Source organism: Paraburkholderia sp. A3BS-1L, from assembly GCF_051125215.1.
In the GTDB taxonomy this organism is placed as follows: domain Bacteria; phylum Pseudomonadota; class Gammaproteobacteria; order Burkholderiales; family Burkholderiaceae; genus Paraburkholderia.
This window is the reverse complement of the sequence record NZ_CP120443.1, coordinates 1,949,279-1,968,137: the sequence shown is the minus strand read 5'-3', so window position 1 is coordinate 1,968,137 and position 18,859 is coordinate 1,949,279. Positions and strand designations below refer to the sequence as shown.

Sequence of the window (18,859 nt, the reverse complement as noted above, 5' to 3'; positions counted from 1 at the left end):
GTGGATGGGGTCGGCGTCATGGCTGCGGATGGCGATCCCGCGCGGGCGGCCAGGGAATCAGGGCGCTGGTGGTCCGGATGTATTCGTCGTACCCCGCCCGCGTCCTGGCGAGGCGCGCTTCGAGCAGCGGGACGCCCGACACCTTCATCAGCAGCCACGCCATCAGCAGCGGCGGCGCGATGGTCAGCCAACCCCAGGGCAGCCGGATCGACAACACCGTGTAGGCAAGCCAATGAAGGCACTCGAAGAAATAGTTCGGATGGCGTGAGTAGCGCCAAAGACCCGCGCGACAGACCTGGTTGCGGTGCCGCTCGTCGGAGATGAAGCGCTCGAGCTGCCGGTCGGCGAGCGCCTCGCCGGATACGGAGACCAGCCAGACAGCGACTGCGGCAGCCGCGCTTGCGATCGGCACGGTCTGGGGGCTCGTGGCGGGCACGAAGAAAGCGACGGCAAGCAGCAGGGCGACCAGCGCCTGCAACTGAAAGAACCAGAAGAAGTTGCGCGGCGCAGCGCTCGCCCACTGCTCACGGAACTGGCGATAACGCGCATCCTCGGGCTTGCCATGGTTGCGACGCCACAAGTGGAGTGCGAGCCGCATGCCCCAGGCGCCGCCACCCGCCGCGACGAGCACCCGGTTCAATGTCGCGCCGTTGCTGGCGACGCCCGCGAGCACGGCGACGGCGCCAAGCGCGCCGGCCCATACCGGGTCGATCATGCCGGCGTTGTTGGTGCGCAATTGCCATAGCCAGACGATGGAAAACGCCAGCGCCAGTCCAGCTGCGGCTGCGGAAATGATGGCGATCGGGAGCATCGGCGAGGATCTCCGGTTGTGGATTCCATCCGCTTATACGTACCGGGCGGCGGAATGGATGCATCCACAACGGGATTGGCAAGCCGGGAGAGCAAAAAAAAGGCCGCCAATGGCGGCCCGAGCGTTCGGTGCGGATTGCGACGATGTGCGCCGCTCAAGCGATATGCATCGCGCCGGTCGCGATCACCGGTCCAGTCGGTTGCCCTGTAGGCGATCCGCCCTGTGGTTCGACGGAAACGGCAAGCACCGCGCGCGTGCTCATTTGCGCGAGGATATGTGCAGGCAACGGCATCGACGCCGGTGCGTCGCTCGGGAAAATGCCGAGCGCAATGGGCTTCTCGCCGGGCGGTATCAGCCACAGCTCGGTGGAGCGGCCGGAGGCGACCTGCGGATGGACAGCGGGCACGATCACCATGCGGGCTCGCCGCACGTCGACTGTCGCAGTCCAGTGCGCGACGCCGTCGCTGCGTGCGATCGTCGCCACCATGTAGCCGTTCTGCGCCACCACGGCAGCAGGACGCTGCACCTCACGCAGCGTCACGAGGTTGACGGCGAGCAGCACGAGCGCGGCGGCACTCGCCCCGATGCCGAGCCAACGCCACAAGCCGACGTCGTTCCACCATCCGCCGCGCGCGCGAGGCGTGGTCGAAATGGGCAGGAAGCCCAGATCGCGCTGGATGCGGGTCCAGACACGGGGCGGCGGATCGATGACGGGCAGATCTGCTGCAAGCGGCGCGAAACGCGTGAGCCAGGTATCCAGCCTCGCACGCAGCGCCGCATTGCGCAGCACCTCGCGCTCGAGCGCGCGGCGCGAGTCGCTGTCAAGCACGCCGAGCGCATATTCGGCGCAACGCAGTTCGTCGTCGGAGGGGGCAGGCGTATTCATCGTTCGAGACACAGCTTCAACTGGATCAGGCTGCGCCGGATCCAGCTCTTCATGGTGCCGAGCGGCACGTGCAGACGTTGCGCCAGTTCGCTATAGGTCGAGCCGCTGAAGAACGCCTCGCGCACAGCGCTGCGCTGCGTGGGCTCGAGCGCGCCGAGACAGCGTTCGAGCCGGCGCCGTTCCTCGGTGAACTGGGCGACATCCTCGGGCCTGGGAGCGTCGTCGGCGATTTCGGCCGCCTGTTCCTCATCAAGCGTGGCTTCGCGATGCTGGCGCATGCGGTCGATCGTGGCATTGCGCGCGAGCGTAACGAGCCACGTCATGGCGCTGCCGCGCTCCGGGTCGAACGTGTCCGCGCGGCGCCACACATTCGTGTAGACGTTCTGGAGCACGTCTTCGGCTTCGCCGCGATCGTGGATCATCCGGACGACAATCGCAAAAACACGTGAGGAGGTGAGCTTGTAGAAGTCCGTAAAAGCTTGCTGGTCTCCTTCACAGACGCGGCGCAATACGAGATTGAGATGAGCGCGGCGGACCTCATCGGCATCGTGGCTCGTGCTCATGTCGGGCGTGTCTTGCATGCCGGGCGTGGGGTAGCTTGTGCTTTGCAAGGGATGTGGCCCGGAATATAGCATGACAGTAAAGTGAAGTAGGCGGTAGTAAGGCCGGTAAGGTGCGTCACGAAACGATCGCTCCTCTTATGTCCCAGATACGCTAGAAATTGGGTTGCGGATGCAGGCGGTCCGCGTCATCCGGCTGGGGGCTGCCCGCAAACTTGATGGCAGGACGTAGCGGAAGCTGCGGCACATCGTTTTCCGTTTCCGGTTGAAATCGAGGAAGGGGCGGTGCTCAGAAGGTGCAGCATCGGAACCAGGTTCAAGGTCAGCGAGCGTGGCGCCCGGCCAGATCGGCCAGATCGGCCAGATCGGCCAGATCGGCCAGCGCGCGATGCAGCCTCGGCCATGCGAACTCGTACCCGTATGTCAACGCAACGCGCGGAACGACGGGACGGCCGTCGAGAAGCAGGTCCGCCATTTCTCCGAGACATAGCCTGACAGGTGCCTCGGGTAGTCGAAGCCGCACGCGTTGTCCGAAGGACCTTGCCAGCTCTTCCGCAAATTCCGCCTGCGTGCTGACTTCGGGCGCAACAACGTTGACCGGTCCGCCGATCAGTTCATTGGCGATTGCAAAACGGACAAGTCCCACTGCGTCTGCGATGTGAACCCACGGAAAGTATTGGTGACCGGAACCGAGAATGGTTGCAAGGCCCAGGCGTGCCGTCGCAGCCTGCATCGGCCAGGCACCGCCGTCTATACCGAGCACGATGCCAAACCGCATGCGCGCCACGCGCGTGCCAAGCGCTTCGGCATGCATGGCGGTGCGCTCGACAACGGTACACAGATTGGACTGGAACTGACCCGGCTGGCACGCCGAGGATTCGTCGCAAGGCATCGCAAGGTCGCCGTCCGCGCGGCCATACCAGCCCACTGCAGAAGCACTGACCAATACGCGAGGGGGCCGCGCGAGTCGACTTATCAACCCAAGCAACGCGTCTGTGATGCGGGTGCGACTGTTGATCAGCGTCTGTCGTCGTGTCGCGCTCCACGGCAGACCCAGCACGCGGGCACCGGCCAGGTGCACGCAGGCATCAATGGCTTCGTCGTTCGTCACCTCCCTGAGGTCTCCAATGACTCGCACATGTGGGCCAAGCATGGCGCGCGCGTCCCGGGCGCGTCGCGAAAGCGCAATGACACGACAGCCGTCGGCCGACAGGGAGGCGACCAGGTTCCGGCCGATGAAGCCCGTGGCGCCGGTGATGAGAACGGTGATGGGCATGACTGCTGCTCCATGGGAACCCGTGGGTTCAGGCAAGGTCATCGGCGCAGTGCGCGGAACGGATGGCCCGCAAGCACGCCATCGCAGCCTGCGGCGTGAGCTCGAACGTGCCACTTCAGCCATCCGGACTGCGTCCCGGGCCGGTTCGAAGCCGTCGAACGCGCTCGCGTCAGGATCGAGCTGAGCGCCCAGCGCAAGAACGAGGCGGCGTGTCATGCGCGCACCTGAGTCCGGCGCCGGCGGCAGCCGTTCGAACAGTAGCGCACGTCGGCCCAGTTCCTCGCCCACGCCCGCCGCCACGTCATTGGCCGGCCGCACACGGCGCAGGTCTTGCAAAGCAGACCGGCCTTGTTGCCCTTGAAGCCGTTTGTCCCGCTCATTCGAACCACTCCTTTTGTACAGGGGAAGGCCGTCGTGCCGCGCGGCGACGTTTGGGAGCGTCTCCGTTCTCCATGAGTCAAAAATTGCATTCGATAACTGTCTGTTGAGGGGGGCAGCGCCATTTTTTTAGGCTATCATAACGATATTGAGTCTGCATGGTGACTCTAAATGAATCAATGTTCAGACTGGATAAGGACGGCGACGGCCGCGTTGAAGAGCGATTCGCCAGGCTTGCAGGAGCGCGCATGACTTCTCGTGTGGCCGTAGTCGGGGCGGGCATGGCCGGTGTGACGTGCGCCCAGGTCCTGGCAGATGCCGGGCATGACGTCGTGATCCTCGAGCGCAATGCGGTCGTGGGCGGGCGCATGTGCACCTGGCACGGTGAAGGGTGGCAGTGCGACCACGGTGCGCAATTCTTCACGGTGCGAGACGCGGATTTCGCGCGAACGGTGCAGGGCTGGTGCGAGGCCGGGATGGCTGCGCAGTGGCGGGGTCGGTTTGTGTCGTTCGACGCCGCCGGCGTCGCCCAACGCATCGACGACGCTGGACGTTATGTCTGCACTCCCTATATGGACACGGTGCTTTCAACGGCGGCTGCGAGTCAGTGTGTCGAAACCGGGCAGACGGTGTGCGCGCTCGTGAAAGCCGACGGCAAATGGGAGCTGACGACGCGAGAAATCGGCCGCTTTCGCGATCTGTTCGACGCGGTCGTGCTGGCTGTGCCGCCGGCCGACGCTTTCGGCTTGCTGCACCGGGCATCACCCGCGCTCTCGGTCGTGGCCAACCGGGCACGCATGCGCCCATGCTGGGCGTTGATGCTGCGCTATCAGACGCCTCCGGCCTTGGGCTTCGACGCGGCGTTCGTGCATGGCGGCCCGCTACGCTGGATGGCGAACGACAGCGCGAAGCCCGGTCGTTGCGGCGCTGCTGTCTGGGTTCTGCACGCAAGCCCCGAGTGGAGCGCCCGGCATCTGGTTTTGCATCCCGAAGCGATTGCAGAGGCATTGATGCCTGCGTTCGCTGCGTTCGGCGCCGGATTACCCGACGCCGCGGCAGCGTGTCTGTGGCGCGATGCCGAGGCGGTGATCGAGTCCAGCCCGGCATCACGCGGCTATGTCTGGCGGGCGTCCGAGCGCGTGGGTCTGTGCGGTGACTGGTGCAGCTCAGGGCGCGTGGAAGGCGCGTGGCTGAGCGGCCGGGCCCTGGGCACGGCGATGCTGGCGGCTCTCGCGCACGATCGGCATTGATCGATGCAGTGGCTTCAGGTGCCGGGGCGGACCAGCCAGCGATGACGAATTCGAAAACCTCAAATTGGGCAAACAATGCAAACAGGATTGCTTCGCTCCTCCGTGACCTGGGCCATGCTGATCGCCGCGGTCGCGGCATTGGCGGCATGCGCTGCGATCACCGGCGGACCTGAAGGCAACGGGCATGTGCCCGCGCCCGCCAAAGAGGTCGAGCTTGATCGCTATCTTGGACGCTGGTACGAGCTCGCCCGTTACGACAACCGCTTCGAGCGTGGCTGCGAAGGCGTGACGGCCGAGTACTGGAGGCGCGATGATGGCTACATCGGCGTTCGGAACACCTGCCGGGAAGGCAGACCGGATGGGCACGCACGCGAGTCGCTGGGCCGGGCCAAGGTCGTGTCGCAAAGTGGTGGTGCGAAGCTGAAGGTCTCGTTCTGGGGCCCGTTTTTCGTCGGCGATTACTGGGTTCTCGATCACGCCGAAGACTACTCGTGGTCCATCGTCGGCGAACCATCGGGCCGCTTTCTCTGGATCTTGACGCGCGAAGCGCGTCCTTGCGCAGCGCTGAGCGACATGCTCTACGAACGGGCCGCCGCGCTCGGTTACGATACGTCGCTGCTTCACCGCACTGCGCAGCAACGGTGACTGCGGGTGCATGCGTCACGGCATGACACCGCGATCAAGGCGCCGGCCAGACTCTGGGTTGAGCGAGCCCGTTATCTGCAAAGCCGGGCGCGGCCGCGGATGGCCCTATCATTTTCCCTTTGTGGCCAGCAGGCACAGGAACTCGCGGCGCAAGGCGGCGTCGTCGAGGAAGCGTCCGCGCATGACGCTGCTGGTCATCTTTGCGCCATCGTCCTTGGTGCCGCGCCAGTGCATGCAGTAGTGATCGGCTTCGATAACGACCGCCAGCCCGTCGGGCCCGATGCGGCGCTCGAGCAGATCGGCGATCTGCTTGACAGCCTCTTCCTGGATCTGCGGCCGTGCCATGACCCAGTTCAGGAGGCGCGAGTACTTGGATAGTCCCGGGAGATTCGACTGCGCATTGGGCAGCACCCCGATCCAGGCGTGTCCCATGATCGGGCAAAGGTGGTGCGAGCAGGCGCTGCGCACACGCAGCGGCCCGACCACCATGAGCTCGTTCAGTTGCCCGATATTCGGAAATTCGGTGATTGGCGGCGGCGCCTCATAACGGCCCGAGAACACCTCCTGTACGAACATCTTTGCCACTCGCTTTGCCGTATCGCGGGTGTTGTGGTCTGCGTCGACGTCGATCACGAGCGCGCGCAGCGCATTTTCGAGGTGGCCAGCGACTTCCTGCTGCAGGACATCCAGTTCGCCTTCGCGCAAATGGGCGGCGATGTTGTCGTTGGCGTGAAAACGTTGGCCCGCCCGGCGCAGACGTTGACGGATGATTTGTGACAGAGGCGCGCCTTCAACGGTCTTGCTGTCCATGACGGCCTGTGAGTCGATGACGGCACCCATTGTGTCTTCCTGTTGGAGGGGTGTTAGAGATGATCGGTTTGCCGCTCAGGTGGCCAGCGAGGGCGGTTCCATCACGTCCCAGCCTTCCTGCTGCGCGACTTCAGCGAGCGCGTCCTCGAACATGCGGACCGCCCGGTTGGCGGTGTCGCCCAGGTGCCGGTGCAGCAGCGCGTCAGCCGGCGAGCGTGACAGACATTGGTCGCTGTAGCCCTCGAACGCGGACAGCTGCATGATGAGTTCCGCCAGATGCTTCGGGCATTCGCAGGCAATCGTGGTAGACAGACGGACCAGTCGCGCGAGCGTGGCATCGTCGAAGCGTCGCGCCGAACGCAGCCACAGGCCCCGACCGGAGGATTCGCCCGGATTGCGCTGCCGCAGAGCAGTCGTGAACTCAGCGAGCAGCTCGTCCGCGCGTAGCAGGCCGTCCGGGCGCTTTCTGAGCGTCATGCCCTGCAGTGCCGCGAGTTGTATGGCCTCCTGAGTACCGAACGGGAACACCACGGTTACCTCGCTCGCACCGATGCGCGTCGCCGCTTCGGCAAGCTGGTCGACTGTCTCCGGGTGGAGCGCCGCCACGCGCGCGATCAGGCCGCTCGCGCGCGTGGCGGCGCTGCTCCGCAGCAACGCGTCGAGCGACCCAAAGCTTGCCGAAATGCACTCGTTGGGCTCCAGCTCGCCCAGGCCGACCGCAATGATCGTTATGGCAGCAGCGGAGGACCCGTGCGCCGCAAGAGGTTTGTCTTTCGCCTTGCTGGTGGCCAACGCTTCAAGCGCGCTACCTTCCAGACGTGCGATTGACCCGATCGCATGGCCGCGGCCAACCAGCGCCTTGAGCAGGCGCAGCCGGTGCACATCGTCATCGGAATAGAGCCGCTGGCCGGATTCGCTCGTGGGCGGGCAGATGACGCCGTAGCGCTGCTCCCAGATGCGCAACGTCGCGGCGGGCATGCGAGCCAACTTCGCCGCTTCACCGCTTCTATACCGACGACTTGACGCGTCCTGTTTGCTCACGGCGCAACCTCCCTTTGGGCTCGATTTAGACTCATATTGAGCTTGTATATTAACTCGCTAAGTCGAGTTGTAGCAATATTTATTGACTCATCTAGAGTCGCCTGCCGCCATTTCCGAATCGCGCGTCCTTCGTCGTTGCCGGGCTCGCGCGCGAGGAAGTGCCGGTCGAGATTGTCGCTTACGCATGCGTGCCGCCCCACGCAGCGGACTCGCCCTGATGCTGGCGGCCGGAGGAAAGTTCGTTACCCGAATCTTTATGAAGCTACTGGCGCGGTTCCGAGGCCAGGATTCGAACGGCTATCGCCCGGCGCCCGTGGCGTGATCACGGCGTTGTCCTAAAACGGCAAGGCGCCTGGCGGCGCATTGCGCACCACCGTGAGCGTCGTGCCGATATGGTCTTCGAGCGCGAGTGCGGCGCGCGCATCCGCGCGCCGCATCGCGGCCTCGAACAGGCACGTGTGCTCCGCATGCACGTCGCGCTTCGAATCACCGAGCCCGATGCACACGCGCCGGTAGCGCTCGCTCTGCTGCGACAGCATGCGCAAGATCAGATAGGTCCACGACGACGCGGCCGCCGAGATCAGTGCTTCGTGAAAGCGCCGGTTACAGGCTTCCCACGCCGCCCGGTGCTCGATCGACACCGGTTGCTCCCACGCCGAGAGCATCTCGAAGCTTTGTCGCACGCGCTGCTCCCACGCGGCGTCCCCATATCGCACGGATTCGCGCAGCGCGTCGACTTCGATGTGAATGCGCAGCCGCGTGATCGCCTCCAGATCCGCGACCGACATCGGCGTGACGCGAAATCCCCGCTGTCCTTCGGCGACCACGAGCGCATCGCTGACGAGCCGCGTCAGGGCCTCGCGCAACGTGGCGGCTCCCACGCCGTACACCGTCTTCAGATGCTCGACGCGCAGTTTCGCGCCCGGCGGGTAGTGCCCTTCGATGATGTGTTGCCGAAGCTGGTGGTAGGCGTGCTCGCTGAGGGTGCGTGCATGCGGTTCGATCGCATCGTCGGCGGCCGGGTCGGTCGCGGGCAGCGCGTCGCCGCTCAACGGGGCGACTGACGCATGCGGGGGCAGGATGGTGTTCATGTCACACGTCCTCCTGGTCCTGATTGCGGTTGAGGCGATAGCTGAGTTGCGCGCGCGTCAGCCCAAGCAGGCGCGCGGCGGCCGACAGGTTGCCCTTCGCGCGGTCGACCGCTTCATGCAGCAGCGCCCGTTCGAGTCCTTCGAGGCCGCCGCCTTGCAACTGGTCGAGCAGGCCCGCGCAATCGATCGTCATCGCGGACGGCGGCCGGATCTGCCCCGCGTGGTCGACAGTGGCGCCGCCCGGCAGGCCGATGCCCGGGAACAGGTCCTTTGCGTCGACCGCGAGGTTGGGCCGCGACAGGATCACCGCGCGCTCGATCAGGTTCTCCAGCTCGCGCACGTTGCCCGGCCAGCGATAGCCGCACAGCGCGTGATACGCGTAGTCGGTCAGCGTCGGCGCCGGCTTGCCGTGCAGCGACGCGAAGCGCGCGAGCATCGCATCCGCGAGCAGCGCGATGTCGTCCTGGCGCTCGCGCAGCGGCGGGATCAGCACCGGGTAGACGTTGATCCGGTAGTAGAGATCGGCGCGGAAGCTCCCGTCGCGCACCGCCTGTTCGAGATCGCGGTTGGTCGCCGCGACGACCCGCACGTCGACCTTCCGGCTTTGCGTCGCGCCGAGCCGTTCGACCTCGCCTTCCTGCAGCACGCGCAACAGTTTTGCCTGCACGTCGAGCGGCAGTTCGCCGATCTCGTCCAGGAATAGCGTGCCGCCGTCCGCGCGTTCGAAGCGTCCGGCACGCGCGGCCTGCGAGCCGGTAAACGCGCCGTTCTCCGCGCCGAACAGCTCGGATTCGATCAGCGCATGCGGGATCGCCGCGCAGTTGATCGCGACGAACGGCTTCGCGGCCCGCGGGCTGAGGCCGTGCAGCGCGCGCGCGAAGCGCTCCTTGCCGACGCCCGTTTCGCCCGTCAGCAGCACGGCGACCTTGGTCGGCGCGGCCGTTTCCAGCAGCGCGTAGGCCGCGCGGAATGCTTCGGAGCGGCCGACGAGCCGGGTCCGGTCGTCGTCGGGCGCGATCTCGAGGCGCAGCGATTCGACTTCGGTTTGCAGGTCGCGGATCGTCTTGATCAGCGAGTCGGCCTTGAACCAGGACGAGATTTCCTCCGCATCCGGCCACGCCTCGGCCGGCTTGCCGACGATCGCGCAATGCGGCGCGTGCATGCCGACGCAGGCCGTTTCCTTGAACAGGATCTGGCGGCCGAAGAACGCACTCGTGTACCCCGTGGCATAGCCGATCAGCATCCAGCACACGGGTTCGGGCTGCGGGCCGAACGTGCGGCGGTGCACGTCCGCTTCCCACGAATGTTCCCAGCGGTATTCGAAGTGGAACGTGCCTGTCGCCGGATCGGCGTCGAAGCGCACCGGCGTGACCTGCACCGCGCCTTCGAGCATGTGCAGCTGCGGGCCGACGTGGAACGTGTCGAACAGCGACGCGCCGCTGCGGATCTCGCGCGCGAGCGCCGCGTCGCGCTCGCCGGCCGCGAAGCCCACGCGCGTGAAGAAGCGCCGCGTTTGCGCCGGCCCGACGCTTTCCATCAGTTCCTGCCGCAGCGTGGCCAGCGCGCCGGTATGCAGCAGCACCATGCGCTGGCCGGCGAGCCAGATGCGGCCGTCGCTTGCTGAAAAGTGGATCAGCTTGCGCAGGTCGGCGTCGGGCGGCAAAGGGGGCAGGCTGGACCGCGTCATGTCGTCTCCGTCTAAATATCTCGTGATTTTCTGGAATTTCGCTGCCGCTCGCACCACCCGGTGCGGATTTGATCATTTGAGCAAACGTGTCTTTCCGGGTTGCTCAAATGATGAGAATGGCCGTTTTGTTGGGGTTTGGGGCGGCGGCCCGAAGCAGATTTCCATTCTGGTTAACCGGCATTGTGCTTCGCGAATACGAATTTTGTTTCAGGGCTTTCCCTGAATTATCGAGATTTTTTGCGGGGACGGACGAAGGTGGCACGGATGCTGCATTGAAGTGCGGCATGGAGGCGACACCGATCATGGATCCAACGACAACCGATCAACCCCCGTTCGACCCGGGCTGCAAGTACGTCCGGGTGACCGGCACCAACAGCCGCGGCTTCGTCGAATTCGAGCTTTCGATTGGCGGCGCACCGGAGCTCGTCGTCGAGCTGACGTTGCCTCCTGCCGCGTTCGACGCGTTCTGCGCCGAGCAGCACGTGACGCGGCTGGACCACGAAGCGAACCCAAGACCTTGAGGAGCAGGAAGTGACCATCGAGCTGAAGACAGTCGACATCAAGCCGCTTCGCCACACCTTCGCGCACGTGGCGCGGCATATCGGCGGCGACAAGACGGCGACGCGCTACCAGGAAGGAATGATGGGCGCGCAGCCCCAGGCGAACTTCCATTACCGCCCGACCTGGGATCCCGATCACGAGATCTTCGATGCGTCGCGCACCGCGATCCGCATGGAGAACTGGTATGCGCTGAAGGATCCCCGCCAGTTCTACTACGCATCGTGGGCGACCGCGCGCGCGCGCCAGCAGGACACGATGGAATCGAACTTCGAGTTCGTCGAGTCGCGCCGGATGATCGACCTGATGCCCGACGAGGTTGCCGCGCAAGCGCTCGACATTCTCGTGCCGCTGCGCCATGCGGCGTGGGGCGCGAACATGAACAACGCGCAGATCTGCGCGCTCGGCTACGGCACCGTGTTCACCGCGGCTGCGATGTTTCATGCGATGGACAACCTGGGCGTCGCGCAGTACCTGACGCGCCTCGCGCTGTCGATGGACGGGCCCGATGCGCTCGACGCGGCGAAGGCCGCCTGGCAGACGGATGCCGCATGGCAGCCGCTGCGCCGCTATGTCGAGGACACGTTCGTCGTCGCCGACCCGGTCGAGCTGTTCATCGCTCAGAACCTTGCGCTCGACGGCCTGCTGTATCCGCTCGTCTATGACCGTTTCGTCGATGAACGGATCGCGCTCGCCGGCGGCTCCGCGGTCGCGATGCTGACCGCGTTCATGCCCGAATGGCACACGGAATCGAACCGCTGGGTCGATGCGGTTGTGAAGACGATGGCGGCCGAATCCGACGACAACCGTGCCTTGCTCGCGCGCTGGACGCGCGACTGGGCCGCGCGGGCGACCGAGGCGCTGGCGCCGGTGGCGCAGCGGGCGCTGCGCGACGCAGGCGGCGCGGCGCTCGAAGAGGCGGGCGAGCAGTTCCGCGCCCGCATCGGGAAACTCGGCATCGCGCACTGACCCGGCGCCACGACTTCACTTGAGGAAACACGCATGTCAAACGTATTCATCGCCTTTCAGGCTAATGAGGAATCCAGATCAATCGTCGAGGCGATCGTCGCGGATAACCCGAGCGCGGTCGTCGTCGAATCGCCCGGCATGGTGAAGATCGATTCGCCGGACCGCTTGACGATCCGCCGCGACACGATCGAGGAACTGACCGGCGCGCGCTTCGACCTGCAGCAGATCCAGGTGAACCTGATCACGCTGTCGGGCCACATCGACGAAGACGACGACCAGTTCACGTTGAGCTGGTCGCACTGAAACGAACAGCGCGCCACGCGCGCCGATAACACCGGAGACACGAATGGACACGCCAACGCTCAAGAAAAAGCTCGGCCTGAAAGACCGTTACGCGGCGATGACGCGCGGCCTCGGCTGGGAGACGACCTACCAGCCGATGGACAAGGTCTTTCCGTACGACCGCTACGAGGGCATCAAGATTCACGATTGGGACAAGTGGGTCGATCCGTTCCGCCTGACGATGGACGCGTACTGGAAATATCAGGGCGAGAAGGAAAAGAAGCTCTACGCGGTAATCGACGCGTTCACGCAGAACAACGCGTTCCTCGGCGTGACCGACGCGCGCTACATCAACGCGCTGAAGCTGTTCATCCAGGGCGTGACGCCGCTCGAATATCTCGCCCACCGCGGCTTCGCGCACGTCGGCCGGCACTTTACGGGCGAGGGCGCGCGCATCGCGTGCCAGATGCAGTCGATCGACGAGTTGCGGCACTACCAGACCGAAACGCACGCGATGTCGACCTACAACAAGTTCTTCAACGGCTTCCATCACTCGAACCACTGGTTCGATCGCGTGTGGTACCTGTCGGTGCCGAAGTCGTTCTTCGAGGATGCGTACTCGGCCGGACCGTTCGAGTTCCTCACCGCAGTCAGCTTCTCGTTCGAGTACGTGCTGACGAACCTGCTGTTCGTGCCGTTCATGTCGGGCGCCGCGTACAACGGCGACATGTCGACCGTGACGTTCGGCTTCTCCGCGCAGTCGGACGAGTCGCGCCACATGACGCTCGGCATCGAGTGCATCAAGTTCATGCTCGAACAGGACCCGGGCAACGTGCCGATCGTGCAGCGCTGGATCGACAAGTGGTTCTGGCGCGGCTACCGGCTGCTCACGCTCGTCGCGATGATGATGGACTACATGCAGCCCAAGCGCGTGATGAGCTGGCGCGAATCGTGGGAGATGTACGCGGAGCAGAACGGCGGCGCGCTGTTCAAGGATCTCGCGCGCTACGGCATTCGCGAGCCGAAGGGCTGGCAGGACGCGTGCGAAGGCAAGGACCACATCAGCCACCAGGCATGGTCGACGTTCTACGGGTTCAACGCGGCTTCCGCATTCCACACCTGGGTGCCGACCGAAGACGAGATGGCATGGCTGTCGGCGAAGTATCCGGACTCGTTCGACCGCTATTACCGGCCGCGTTTCGAATACTGGGGCGAGCAGGCGAAGGAAGGCAAGCGCTTCTACATGAAAACGCTGCCGATGCTGTGCCAGACCTGCCAGATCCCGATGCTGTTCACCGAGCCCGGCAACCCGACGAAGATCGGCGCGCGCGAATCGGACTACCTCGGCAACAAGTTCCATTTCTGCAGCGACCACTGCAAGGAAATCTTCGACCACGAGCCGCAGAAATACGTGCAGGCGTGGCTGCCCGTGCACCAGATCTACCAGGGCAACTGCTTCCCGCCCGATGCGGATCCGGGTGCCGAAGGCTTCGATCCGCTCGCCGCGGTGCTCGATTACTACGAGGTGGGCATGGGCCGCGACAACCTCGATTTCGAAGGCTCGGAAGATCAGAAGAACTTCGCGGCATGGCGCGGCCAGGCCACCAGCAACTGATCGATACGCAACCAATACCTAACCGATACCCAACCGATACGCAATCAAAGCGTAGCCAATACGCAACCTCGAACGAGACCGGCGCACGCGCGCACGCGCGAACGCCGGCCGACAGGAGACAAGCATGACCGTCATCGCGCTCAAACCCTACGACTTCCCGATCAAGGACGCGGTCGGTAAGTTTCCGGCGCCGCTCTTGTACGTGTGCTGGGAAGACCACCTGATGTTCCCGGCGCCATTCTGCCTGCCGCTGCCGCCGGACCTGCCGTTCGGCGCGCTGGCCAGCGATGTGCTGCCGCCCGTCTACGGCTACCACCCGGACTTCGCGAAGATCGACTGGGACCGCGTGGAGTGGTTCCGCTCCGGCAAGCCGTGGACGCCGGACGCGTCGAAGAGCCTGGCCGGCAACGGCCTCGGGCACAAGGATCTGATCAGCTTCCGCACGCCGGGCCTCGATGGCCTCGCCGGCGCGAGTTTCTGATCGTCACGTAGACGGGCGAACCATCATGAGCCATCAACTTACCATCGAGCCGCTGGGCGTCACGATCGAGGTCGAGGAAGGACAGACGATGCTCGACGCCGCGCTGCGCCAGGGCATCTACATTCCGCACGCGTGCTGTCACGGGCTGTGCGGCACTTGCAAGGTCGCGGTGCTGGACGGCGAAACCGATCTCGGCGACGCGAACCCGTTCGCGCTGATGGACTTCGAGCGCGAGGAGGGCAAGGCGCTCGCATGCTGCGCGACGCTGCAGGCCGATACCGTGATCGAGGCCGACGTCGATGAGGACCCGGACGCGGAAATCATCCCGGTCAAGGACTTCGCCGCCGACGTCACGCGCATCGAGCAGTTGACGCCGACCATCAAGTCGATCCGGCTGAAGCTCTCGCAGCCGATCCATTTTCAGGCGGGCCAGTACGTGCAGCTCGAGATTCCCGGCCTTGGGCAGAGCCGCGCGTTCTCGATCGCGAATGCACCCGCCGACGTCGAGGCGACCGGCGAGATCGAGCTGAACGTGCGGCAGGTGCCGGGCGGTCTCGGCACGGGCTACCTGCACGAAAAGCTCGCGACCGGCGAGCGCGTGCGCCTGTCCGGCCCATATGGCCGCTTCTTCGTGCGCCGCTCGGCTGCACTGCCGATGATCTTCATGGCTGGCGGCTCGGGCTTGTCGAGTCCGCGCTCGATGATCGCCGATTTGCTCGCCAGCGGCGTGACCGCGCCGATCACGCTGGTCTACGGGCAGCGCAACGCGAAGGAGCTCTACTACCACGACGAGTTCCGCGCGCTCGCCGAACGTTACCCGAACTTCACCTACGTGCCGGCGCTGTCCGAAGGCGCGGCGGATGCCGGCGATGGCGTCGCGCAAGGGTTCGTGCACGACGTCGCGAAGGCGCACTTCGACGGCGACTTCTCGGGCCACCAGGCGTATCTGTGCGGCCCGCCCGCGATGATCGACGCATGCATCACCGCGCTGATGCAGGGGCGCCTGTTCGAGCGCGACATCTATCACGAGAAGTTCATCTCGGCGGCCGACGCGCAGCAGACGCGCAGCCCGCTGTTCCGCCGGGTGTGACATGGACGCGAGCCGTGTGTGCGGGACGGTGACGATCGCGCAGACCGACGAGCGCTACGCATGCGCGAGCGGCGAATCGCTGCTCGCCGGCATGGCGAAGCTCGGCCGGCGCGGCATTCCGGTCGGCTGCCTGAACGGCGGCTGCGGCGTGTGCAAGGTGCGCGTGCTGCGCGGCGCGGTGCGCAAGCTCGGGCCGATCAGCCGCGCGCACGTGAGCGCCGAGGAGGAGGACGACGGTTATGCGCTCGCGTGCCGCGTGGCGCCGGACGGCGACGTGGAGCTGGAAGTGGCCGGCCGGTTGAAGAAGCCTTTCTTTTGCGGCTCGGCCTGTGCCGGGGCGCCGGTTATCAAAAAGTAATCTGGAGGAGACACATCATGGGTGTGATGCGTATTGGTCATGTCAATCTGAAGGTGATGGACATGGAAGCGGCGCTGCGGCATTACATACGCGTGCTCGGCATGCAGGAGACGATGCGCGACGCGGCCGGCAACGTCTATCTGAAATGCTGGGACGAATGGGACAAGTATTCGCTGATCCTCTCGCCGTCGGACCAGGCGGGGCTCAAGCATGCCGCGTACAAGGTCGAGCATGACGCGGACCTCGACGCGCTCGAGCAGCGCATCGAAGCATACGGAATCGCGACCGAGATGCTGCCGGAAGGCGCGCTGCCGGGCGTGGGCCGCCAGTTGCGCTTCCTGCTGCCGAGTGGGCACGAGCTGCGCCTGTTCGCGAAGAAAGAATTCGTTGGCACCGCGGTCGGTTCGCTGAACCCCGATCCGTGGCCCGACGACATTCCGGGCTCCGCCGTGCACTGGCTCGACCACTGCCTGCTGATGTGCGAGATGAACCCGGAGGCCGGCGTGAACCGCGTCGAGGAGAACACGCGCTTCATGGCCGAATGCCTCGACTTCCACCTCGCCGAGCAAGTGATGGTCGGCCCCGGCAACACGATCCAGGCCGCGACGTGGATGTTCCGCAGCACGACGCCGCACGACATCGCGTTCGTCGGCGGCCCAAGTAATGGGCTGCATCACATCGCGTTCTTCCTCGACGACTGGGCCGACGTGCTGAAGTCGGCGGACGTGATGGCGAAGAACAAGGTGAAGATCGACGTCGCGCCGACGCGCCACGGGATCACGCGCGGCACCACCATCTACTTCTTCGATCCGAGCGGCAACCGCAACGAGACCTTCGCGGGCCTGGGCTATCTCGCGCAGCCCGATCGCCCGGTCACGACGTGGACCGAGGACGAACTCGGGCGCGGGATCTTCTTCCACTCCGGCGAGCTGAACGAAGCGTTCACGACCGTCTACACCTGACCACCTTCACAGGAGCACAGCGTCATGGCTCGCAATGATTCGACCCACAGCGTCGGCACGCGCGTGATCGACTGGCCCGCCGCGTCGCGCGCCGCGCAGGCGGCGGCGCAGGCCGCCGAGCGGCTCGGCGTGCGCGTGAACGTCGCCGTCGTCGATGCGGGCGGCTTGCTCGCGGCATTCGTGCGGATGCCAGGCGCGCCGCTGCATTCGATCGACATCGCGATCGACAAGGCGTACACGGCCGCGAGCTTCGGCTTGCCGACCGGTGCGTGGCACGACGCGCTGGCCGCGCATTCGGAGGCCGTGCGGCAGGGGCTCGTGCTGCGTGCGCGCTTCGTCGCGTTCGGCGGCGGGCTGCCGATCGTCGAGGACGGCGTGCTGATTGGCGGCATCGGCGTGTCGGGCGGCAGCGAGGCGCAGGACGAAAGCTGCGCGCGCGCGGGCCTCGACGCGGTCGGCTTCGACGCGGTCGGCCTCGACGCGGTCGGCCTCGGCGGCGCGTGACGGGCGACGGGCCGCCACGCGCACATTATTTAAGGAACGAATCCGCTCACGGATTCACGACTATCGGCACACACATCATGTACGACACGGAACCCAAAGCCGCGACACGCGGCCCCGCCGGCGGGCAGCCGGAACCGCGGCTGGTCCGCAACTTCATCGACGGCGACTATCGTGCGGGCGAACGCTGGTTCGACAAGCGCTCGCCGCTCGACAACGCGCTGATCGCGCGCGTCGCCGAAGCGAGCCGCGCCGATGTCGACGCGGCAGTGCAGGCGGCGCGCGCGGCGCTGGCGGGGCCGTGGGGCGGTCTCACCGTCGCACAGCGCGTCGAAATACTGTACGCGGTCGCCGACGGCATCACGCGCCGCTTCGACGATTTTCTCGAAGCCGAAGTGGCCGACACCGGCAAGCCGGTGAGTCTCGCGAGCCATATCGACATCCCGCGCGGCGCGGCGAACTTCAAGGTATTCGCCGACGTCGTGAAGAACGTGCCCGGCGAAACTTTCGAAATGGCGACGCCCGATGGCGCGGGCGCGCTCAACTACGCGATCCGCCGGCCGGTCGGCGTGGTCGGCGTGATCTGCCCGTGGAACCTGCCGCTGCTGCTGATGACGTGGAAGGTCGGCCCCGCGCTCGCATGCGGCAACACGGTCGTTGTCAAGCCATCCGAAGAAACGCCGCAGACCGCGGCGCTGCTCGGCGAGGTGATGAACGCGGCGGGCGTGCCGCGCGGCGTCTACAACGTCGTGCACGGCTTCGGGCCCGATTCGGCCGGCGAATTCCTGACGACCCATCCGGGCGTGAACGCGATCACCTTCACCGGCGAGACGCGCACCGGCGCGGCGATCATGAAGGCGGCGGCCGACGGCGCGCGGCCCGTCAGCCTCGAGATGGGCGGCAAGAACGCGGCGATCGTGTTCGCGGACTGCGACTTCGACGCGGCCGTCGAGGGCACGTTGCGCTCGTGCTTCTCGAACGCGGGGCAGGTCTGCCTCGGCACCGAGCGCGTGTATGTCGAGCGGCCGCTGTTCGAGCGCTTCGTCGCCGCGCTGAAGGCCGGCGCCGAGCGGCTGCAGCCGGGCCGGCCGGAAGCGGACACGACCGGCATCGGGCCGCTCATCAGCCAGGAACACCGCAACAAGGTGCTGTCGTACTACCGCAAGGCGGCCGAGCTCGGCGCGACGATCGTCACGGGCGGCGGCGTGCCCGACATGCCGGACGAACTGCGTGACGGCGCATGGGTGCAGCCGACGATCTGGACGGGCCTGGGCGACGATTCGCCGATCGGGCGCGAGGAGATCTTCGGGCCGTGCGCGCTCGTGATGCCGTTCGACTCCGAGGCCGAGGTGATCGGCCGCGCGAATGCGAACGTGTACGGGCTGGCGACCGCGATCTGGACCACCAACCTGTCGCGCGCGCATCGCGTGGCGGCGTCGATCGACGTCGGCATTGCGTGGGTCAATTCGTGGTTCCTGCGCGACCTGCGCACCGCGTTCGGCGGTGCGAAGCAATCGGGCATCGGCCGCGAAGGCGGCGTGCATTCGCTCGAGTTCTACACGGAACTGCGCAACGTCTGCATCAAGCTCTGATGCCGTTTCTACTGAC

The 18,859-nt window shown here is 65.7% G+C and carries 21 protein-coding genes; 12 read left to right on the top strand and 9 right to left on the bottom strand.

What is annotated here, in order from left to right; all coding sequences use genetic code 11:
• Window positions 1-16 precede the first annotated feature (16 nt).
• The 5 genes from P5W99_RS23995 to P5W99_RS23975 form a co-directional block, all read right to left on the bottom strand.
• On the bottom strand, window positions 17-811 hold the full coding sequence (locus tag P5W99_RS23995) for a DUF1295 domain-containing protein (protein ID WP_421025871.1): 795 nt from the start codon (window positions 809-811) through the stop codon (window positions 17-19).
• 154 nt (window positions 812-965) lie between these two features.
• Entirely contained in the window at window positions 966-1,697 is a 732-nt protein-coding gene (locus P5W99_RS23990; RefSeq protein ID WP_421025870.1) for an anti-sigma factor, read from the bottom strand.
• Entirely contained in the window at window positions 1,694-2,278 is a 585-nt protein-coding gene (locus P5W99_RS23985; protein ID WP_421027031.1) for a sigma-70 family RNA polymerase sigma factor, read from the bottom strand. The genes P5W99_RS23990 and P5W99_RS23985 overlap by 4 nt, the downstream gene beginning before the upstream one ends.
• 301 nt (window positions 2,279-2,579) lie before the next feature.
• Window positions 2,580-3,533, bottom strand: a complete 954-nt coding sequence (locus P5W99_RS23980) for a TIGR01777 family oxidoreductase (protein ID WP_434663333.1) — start codon at window positions 3,531-3,533, stop codon at window positions 2,580-2,582.
• 212 nt (window positions 3,534-3,745) lie between these two features.
• Window positions 3,746-3,913: a DUF2256 domain-containing protein gene (locus tag P5W99_RS23975; RefSeq protein WP_421025868.1), complete on the bottom strand. Its 168-nt coding sequence runs from the start codon at window positions 3,911-3,913 to the stop codon at window positions 3,746-3,748.
• 246 nt (window positions 3,914-4,159) lie between these two features.
• Here P5W99_RS23975 and P5W99_RS23970 point away from each other — a divergent pair, with 246 nt between their 5' ends.
• A complete protein-coding gene (locus P5W99_RS23970) occupies window positions 4,160-5,161 on the top strand; it encodes an NAD(P)/FAD-dependent oxidoreductase (protein ID WP_421025867.1) in 1,002 nt (333 codons plus the stop codon).
• Between the two features lie 114 nt (window positions 5,162-5,275).
• Window positions 5,276-5,806: a lipocalin family protein gene (locus P5W99_RS23965; protein ID WP_421042720.1), complete on the top strand. Its 531-nt coding sequence runs from the start codon at window positions 5,276-5,278 to the stop codon at window positions 5,804-5,806.
• 108 nt (window positions 5,807-5,914) lie between these two features.
• On the opposite strand, the gene folE is transcribed toward P5W99_RS23965, so the two are convergent.
• From folE to P5W99_RS23945, 4 genes are all read right to left on the bottom strand, one after another.
• Window positions 5,915-6,646, bottom strand: coding sequence for a GTP cyclohydrolase I (folE, locus tag P5W99_RS23960; protein ID WP_421025865.1), 732 nt, complete (start codon window positions 6,644-6,646; stop codon window positions 5,915-5,917).
• A 45-nt stretch (window positions 6,647-6,691) separates the two neighbouring features.
• Window positions 6,692-7,657, bottom strand: a complete 966-nt coding sequence (locus P5W99_RS23955) for a MerR family transcriptional regulator (protein WP_421025864.1) — start codon at window positions 7,655-7,657, stop codon at window positions 6,692-6,694.
• Window positions 7,658-7,992: 335 nt separating this feature from the next.
• A complete protein-coding gene (locus tag P5W99_RS23950) occupies window positions 7,993-8,748 on the bottom strand; it encodes a GntR family transcriptional regulator (RefSeq protein WP_421025863.1) in 756 nt (251 codons plus the stop codon).
• Window position 8,749: 1 nt separating this feature from the next.
• Window positions 8,750-10,435 (bottom strand): sigma 54-interacting transcriptional regulator, encoded by a 1,686-nt coding sequence (locus P5W99_RS23945; protein ID WP_434663327.1) that lies wholly within the window; start codon window positions 10,433-10,435, stop codon window positions 8,750-8,752.
• A gap of 302 nt (window positions 10,436-10,737) precedes the next feature.
• Here P5W99_RS23945 and P5W99_RS23940 point away from each other — a divergent pair, with 302 nt between their 5' ends.
• The 10 genes from P5W99_RS23940 (at window position 10,738) to P5W99_RS23895 (ending at window position 18,843) form a co-directional block, all read left to right on the top strand.
• Window positions 10,738-10,956 (top strand): phenol hydroxylase subunit, encoded by a 219-nt coding sequence (locus P5W99_RS23940; protein ID WP_421025861.1) that lies wholly within the window; start codon window positions 10,738-10,740, stop codon window positions 10,954-10,956.
• Between the two features lie 10 nt (window positions 10,957-10,966).
• Window positions 10,967-11,962, top strand: a complete 996-nt coding sequence (locus tag P5W99_RS23935; protein ID WP_421025860.1) for a phenol hydroxylase — start codon at window positions 10,967-10,969, stop codon at window positions 11,960-11,962.
• A gap of 33 nt (window positions 11,963-11,995) precedes the next feature.
• Window positions 11,996-12,265, top strand: a complete 270-nt coding sequence (locus tag P5W99_RS23930) for an MmoB/DmpM family protein (RefSeq protein ID WP_434663324.1) — start codon at window positions 11,996-11,998, stop codon at window positions 12,263-12,265.
• Window positions 12,266-12,308: 43 nt separating this feature from the next.
• Window positions 12,309-13,859, top strand: coding sequence for an aromatic/alkene/methane monooxygenase hydroxylase/oxygenase subunit alpha (locus P5W99_RS23925; protein WP_421047745.1), 1,551 nt, complete (start codon window positions 12,309-12,311; stop codon window positions 13,857-13,859).
• A 124-nt stretch (window positions 13,860-13,983) separates the two neighbouring features.
• Window positions 13,984-14,340, top strand: coding sequence for a phenol hydroxylase subunit P4 (locus tag P5W99_RS23920; protein ID WP_421025857.1), 357 nt, complete (start codon window positions 13,984-13,986; stop codon window positions 14,338-14,340).
• Between the two features lie 25 nt (window positions 14,341-14,365).
• Window positions 14,366-15,430: an NADH:ubiquinone reductase (Na(+)-transporting) subunit F gene (locus P5W99_RS23915; protein ID WP_421025856.1), complete on the top strand. Its 1,065-nt coding sequence runs from the start codon at window positions 14,366-14,368 to the stop codon at window positions 15,428-15,430.
• 1 nt (window position 15,431) lies between these two features.
• Window positions 15,432-15,788 carry a 2Fe-2S iron-sulfur cluster-binding protein gene (locus P5W99_RS23910; protein WP_421025855.1) on the top strand — a complete coding sequence of 119 codons (357 nt, stop codon included), beginning with the start codon at window positions 15,432-15,434 and terminating at the stop codon, window positions 15,786-15,788.
• Between the two features lie 17 nt (window positions 15,789-15,805).
• Entirely contained in the window at window positions 15,806-16,750 is a 945-nt protein-coding gene (locus P5W99_RS23905; protein ID WP_421025854.1) for a catechol 2,3-dioxygenase, read from the top strand.
• A gap of 24 nt (window positions 16,751-16,774) precedes the next feature.
• Complete coding sequence (locus tag P5W99_RS23900; RefSeq protein ID WP_421025853.1) at window positions 16,775-17,254, top strand: GlcG/HbpS family heme-binding protein; 480 nt, start codon at window positions 16,775-16,777, stop codon at window positions 17,252-17,254.
• A gap of 77 nt (window positions 17,255-17,331) precedes the next feature.
• Window positions 17,332-18,843 carry a 2-hydroxymuconic semialdehyde dehydrogenase gene (locus P5W99_RS23895; protein WP_421025852.1) on the top strand — a complete coding sequence of 504 codons (1,512 nt, stop codon included), beginning with the start codon at window positions 17,332-17,334 and terminating at the stop codon, window positions 18,841-18,843.
• Window positions 18,844-18,859 lie beyond the last annotated feature (16 nt).

What these genes read in the sequence shown, in the direction of transcription:
- P5W99_RS23995 (WP_421025871.1), bottom strand. Translation starts at nt 811, where the DNA reads ATGCTCCCGATCGCCATCATTTCCGCAGCCGCAGCTGGACTGGCGCTG.
- P5W99_RS23990 (WP_421025870.1), bottom strand. Translation starts at nt 1,697, where the DNA reads ATGAATACGCCTGCCCCCTCCGACGACGAACTGCGTTGCGCCGAATAT.
- P5W99_RS23985 (WP_421027031.1), bottom strand. Translation starts at nt 2,278, where the DNA reads ATGCAAGACACGCCCGACATGAGCACGAGCCACGATGCCGATGAGGTC.
- P5W99_RS23980 (WP_434663333.1), bottom strand. Translation starts at nt 3,533, where the DNA reads ATGCCCATCACCGTTCTCATCACCGGCGCCACGGGCTTCATCGGCCGG.
- P5W99_RS23975 (WP_421025868.1), bottom strand. Translation starts at nt 3,913, where the DNA reads ATGAGCGGGACAAACGGCTTCAAGGGCAACAAGGCCGGTCTGCTTTGC.
- P5W99_RS23970 (WP_421025867.1), top strand. Translation starts at nt 4,160, where the DNA reads ATGACTTCTCGTGTGGCCGTAGTCGGGGCGGGCATGGCCGGTGTGACG.
- P5W99_RS23965 (WP_421042720.1), top strand. Translation starts at nt 5,276, where the DNA reads ATGCTGATCGCCGCGGTCGCGGCATTGGCGGCATGCGCTGCGATCACC.
- folE (WP_421025865.1), bottom strand. Translation starts at nt 6,646, where the DNA reads ATGGGTGCCGTCATCGACTCACAGGCCGTCATGGACAGCAAGACCGTT.
- P5W99_RS23950 (WP_421025863.1), bottom strand. Translation starts at nt 8,748, where the DNA reads ATGAACACCATCCTGCCCCCGCATGCGTCAGTCGCCCCGTTGAGCGGC.
- P5W99_RS23945 (WP_434663327.1), bottom strand. Translation starts at nt 10,435, where the DNA reads ATGACGCGGTCCAGCCTGCCCCCTTTGCCGCCCGACGCCGACCTGCGC.
- P5W99_RS23940 (WP_421025861.1), top strand. Translation starts at nt 10,738, where the DNA reads ATGGATCCAACGACAACCGATCAACCCCCGTTCGACCCGGGCTGCAAG.
- P5W99_RS23930 (WP_434663324.1), top strand. Translation starts at nt 11,996, where the DNA reads ATGTCAAACGTATTCATCGCCTTTCAGGCTAATGAGGAATCCAGATCA.
- P5W99_RS23925 (WP_421047745.1), top strand. Translation starts at nt 12,309, where the DNA reads ATGGACACGCCAACGCTCAAGAAAAAGCTCGGCCTGAAAGACCGTTAC.
- P5W99_RS23920 (WP_421025857.1), top strand. Translation starts at nt 13,984, where the DNA reads ATGACCGTCATCGCGCTCAAACCCTACGACTTCCCGATCAAGGACGCG.
- P5W99_RS23915 (WP_421025856.1), top strand. Translation starts at nt 14,366, where the DNA reads ATGAGCCATCAACTTACCATCGAGCCGCTGGGCGTCACGATCGAGGTC.
- P5W99_RS23910 (WP_421025855.1), top strand. Translation starts at nt 15,432, where the DNA reads ATGGACGCGAGCCGTGTGTGCGGGACGGTGACGATCGCGCAGACCGAC.
- P5W99_RS23905 (WP_421025854.1), top strand. Translation starts at nt 15,806, where the DNA reads ATGGGTGTGATGCGTATTGGTCATGTCAATCTGAAGGTGATGGACATG.
- P5W99_RS23900 (WP_421025853.1), top strand. Translation starts at nt 16,775, where the DNA reads ATGGCTCGCAATGATTCGACCCACAGCGTCGGCACGCGCGTGATCGAC.
- P5W99_RS23895 (WP_421025852.1), top strand. Translation starts at nt 17,332, where the DNA reads ATGTACGACACGGAACCCAAAGCCGCGACACGCGGCCCCGCCGGCGGG.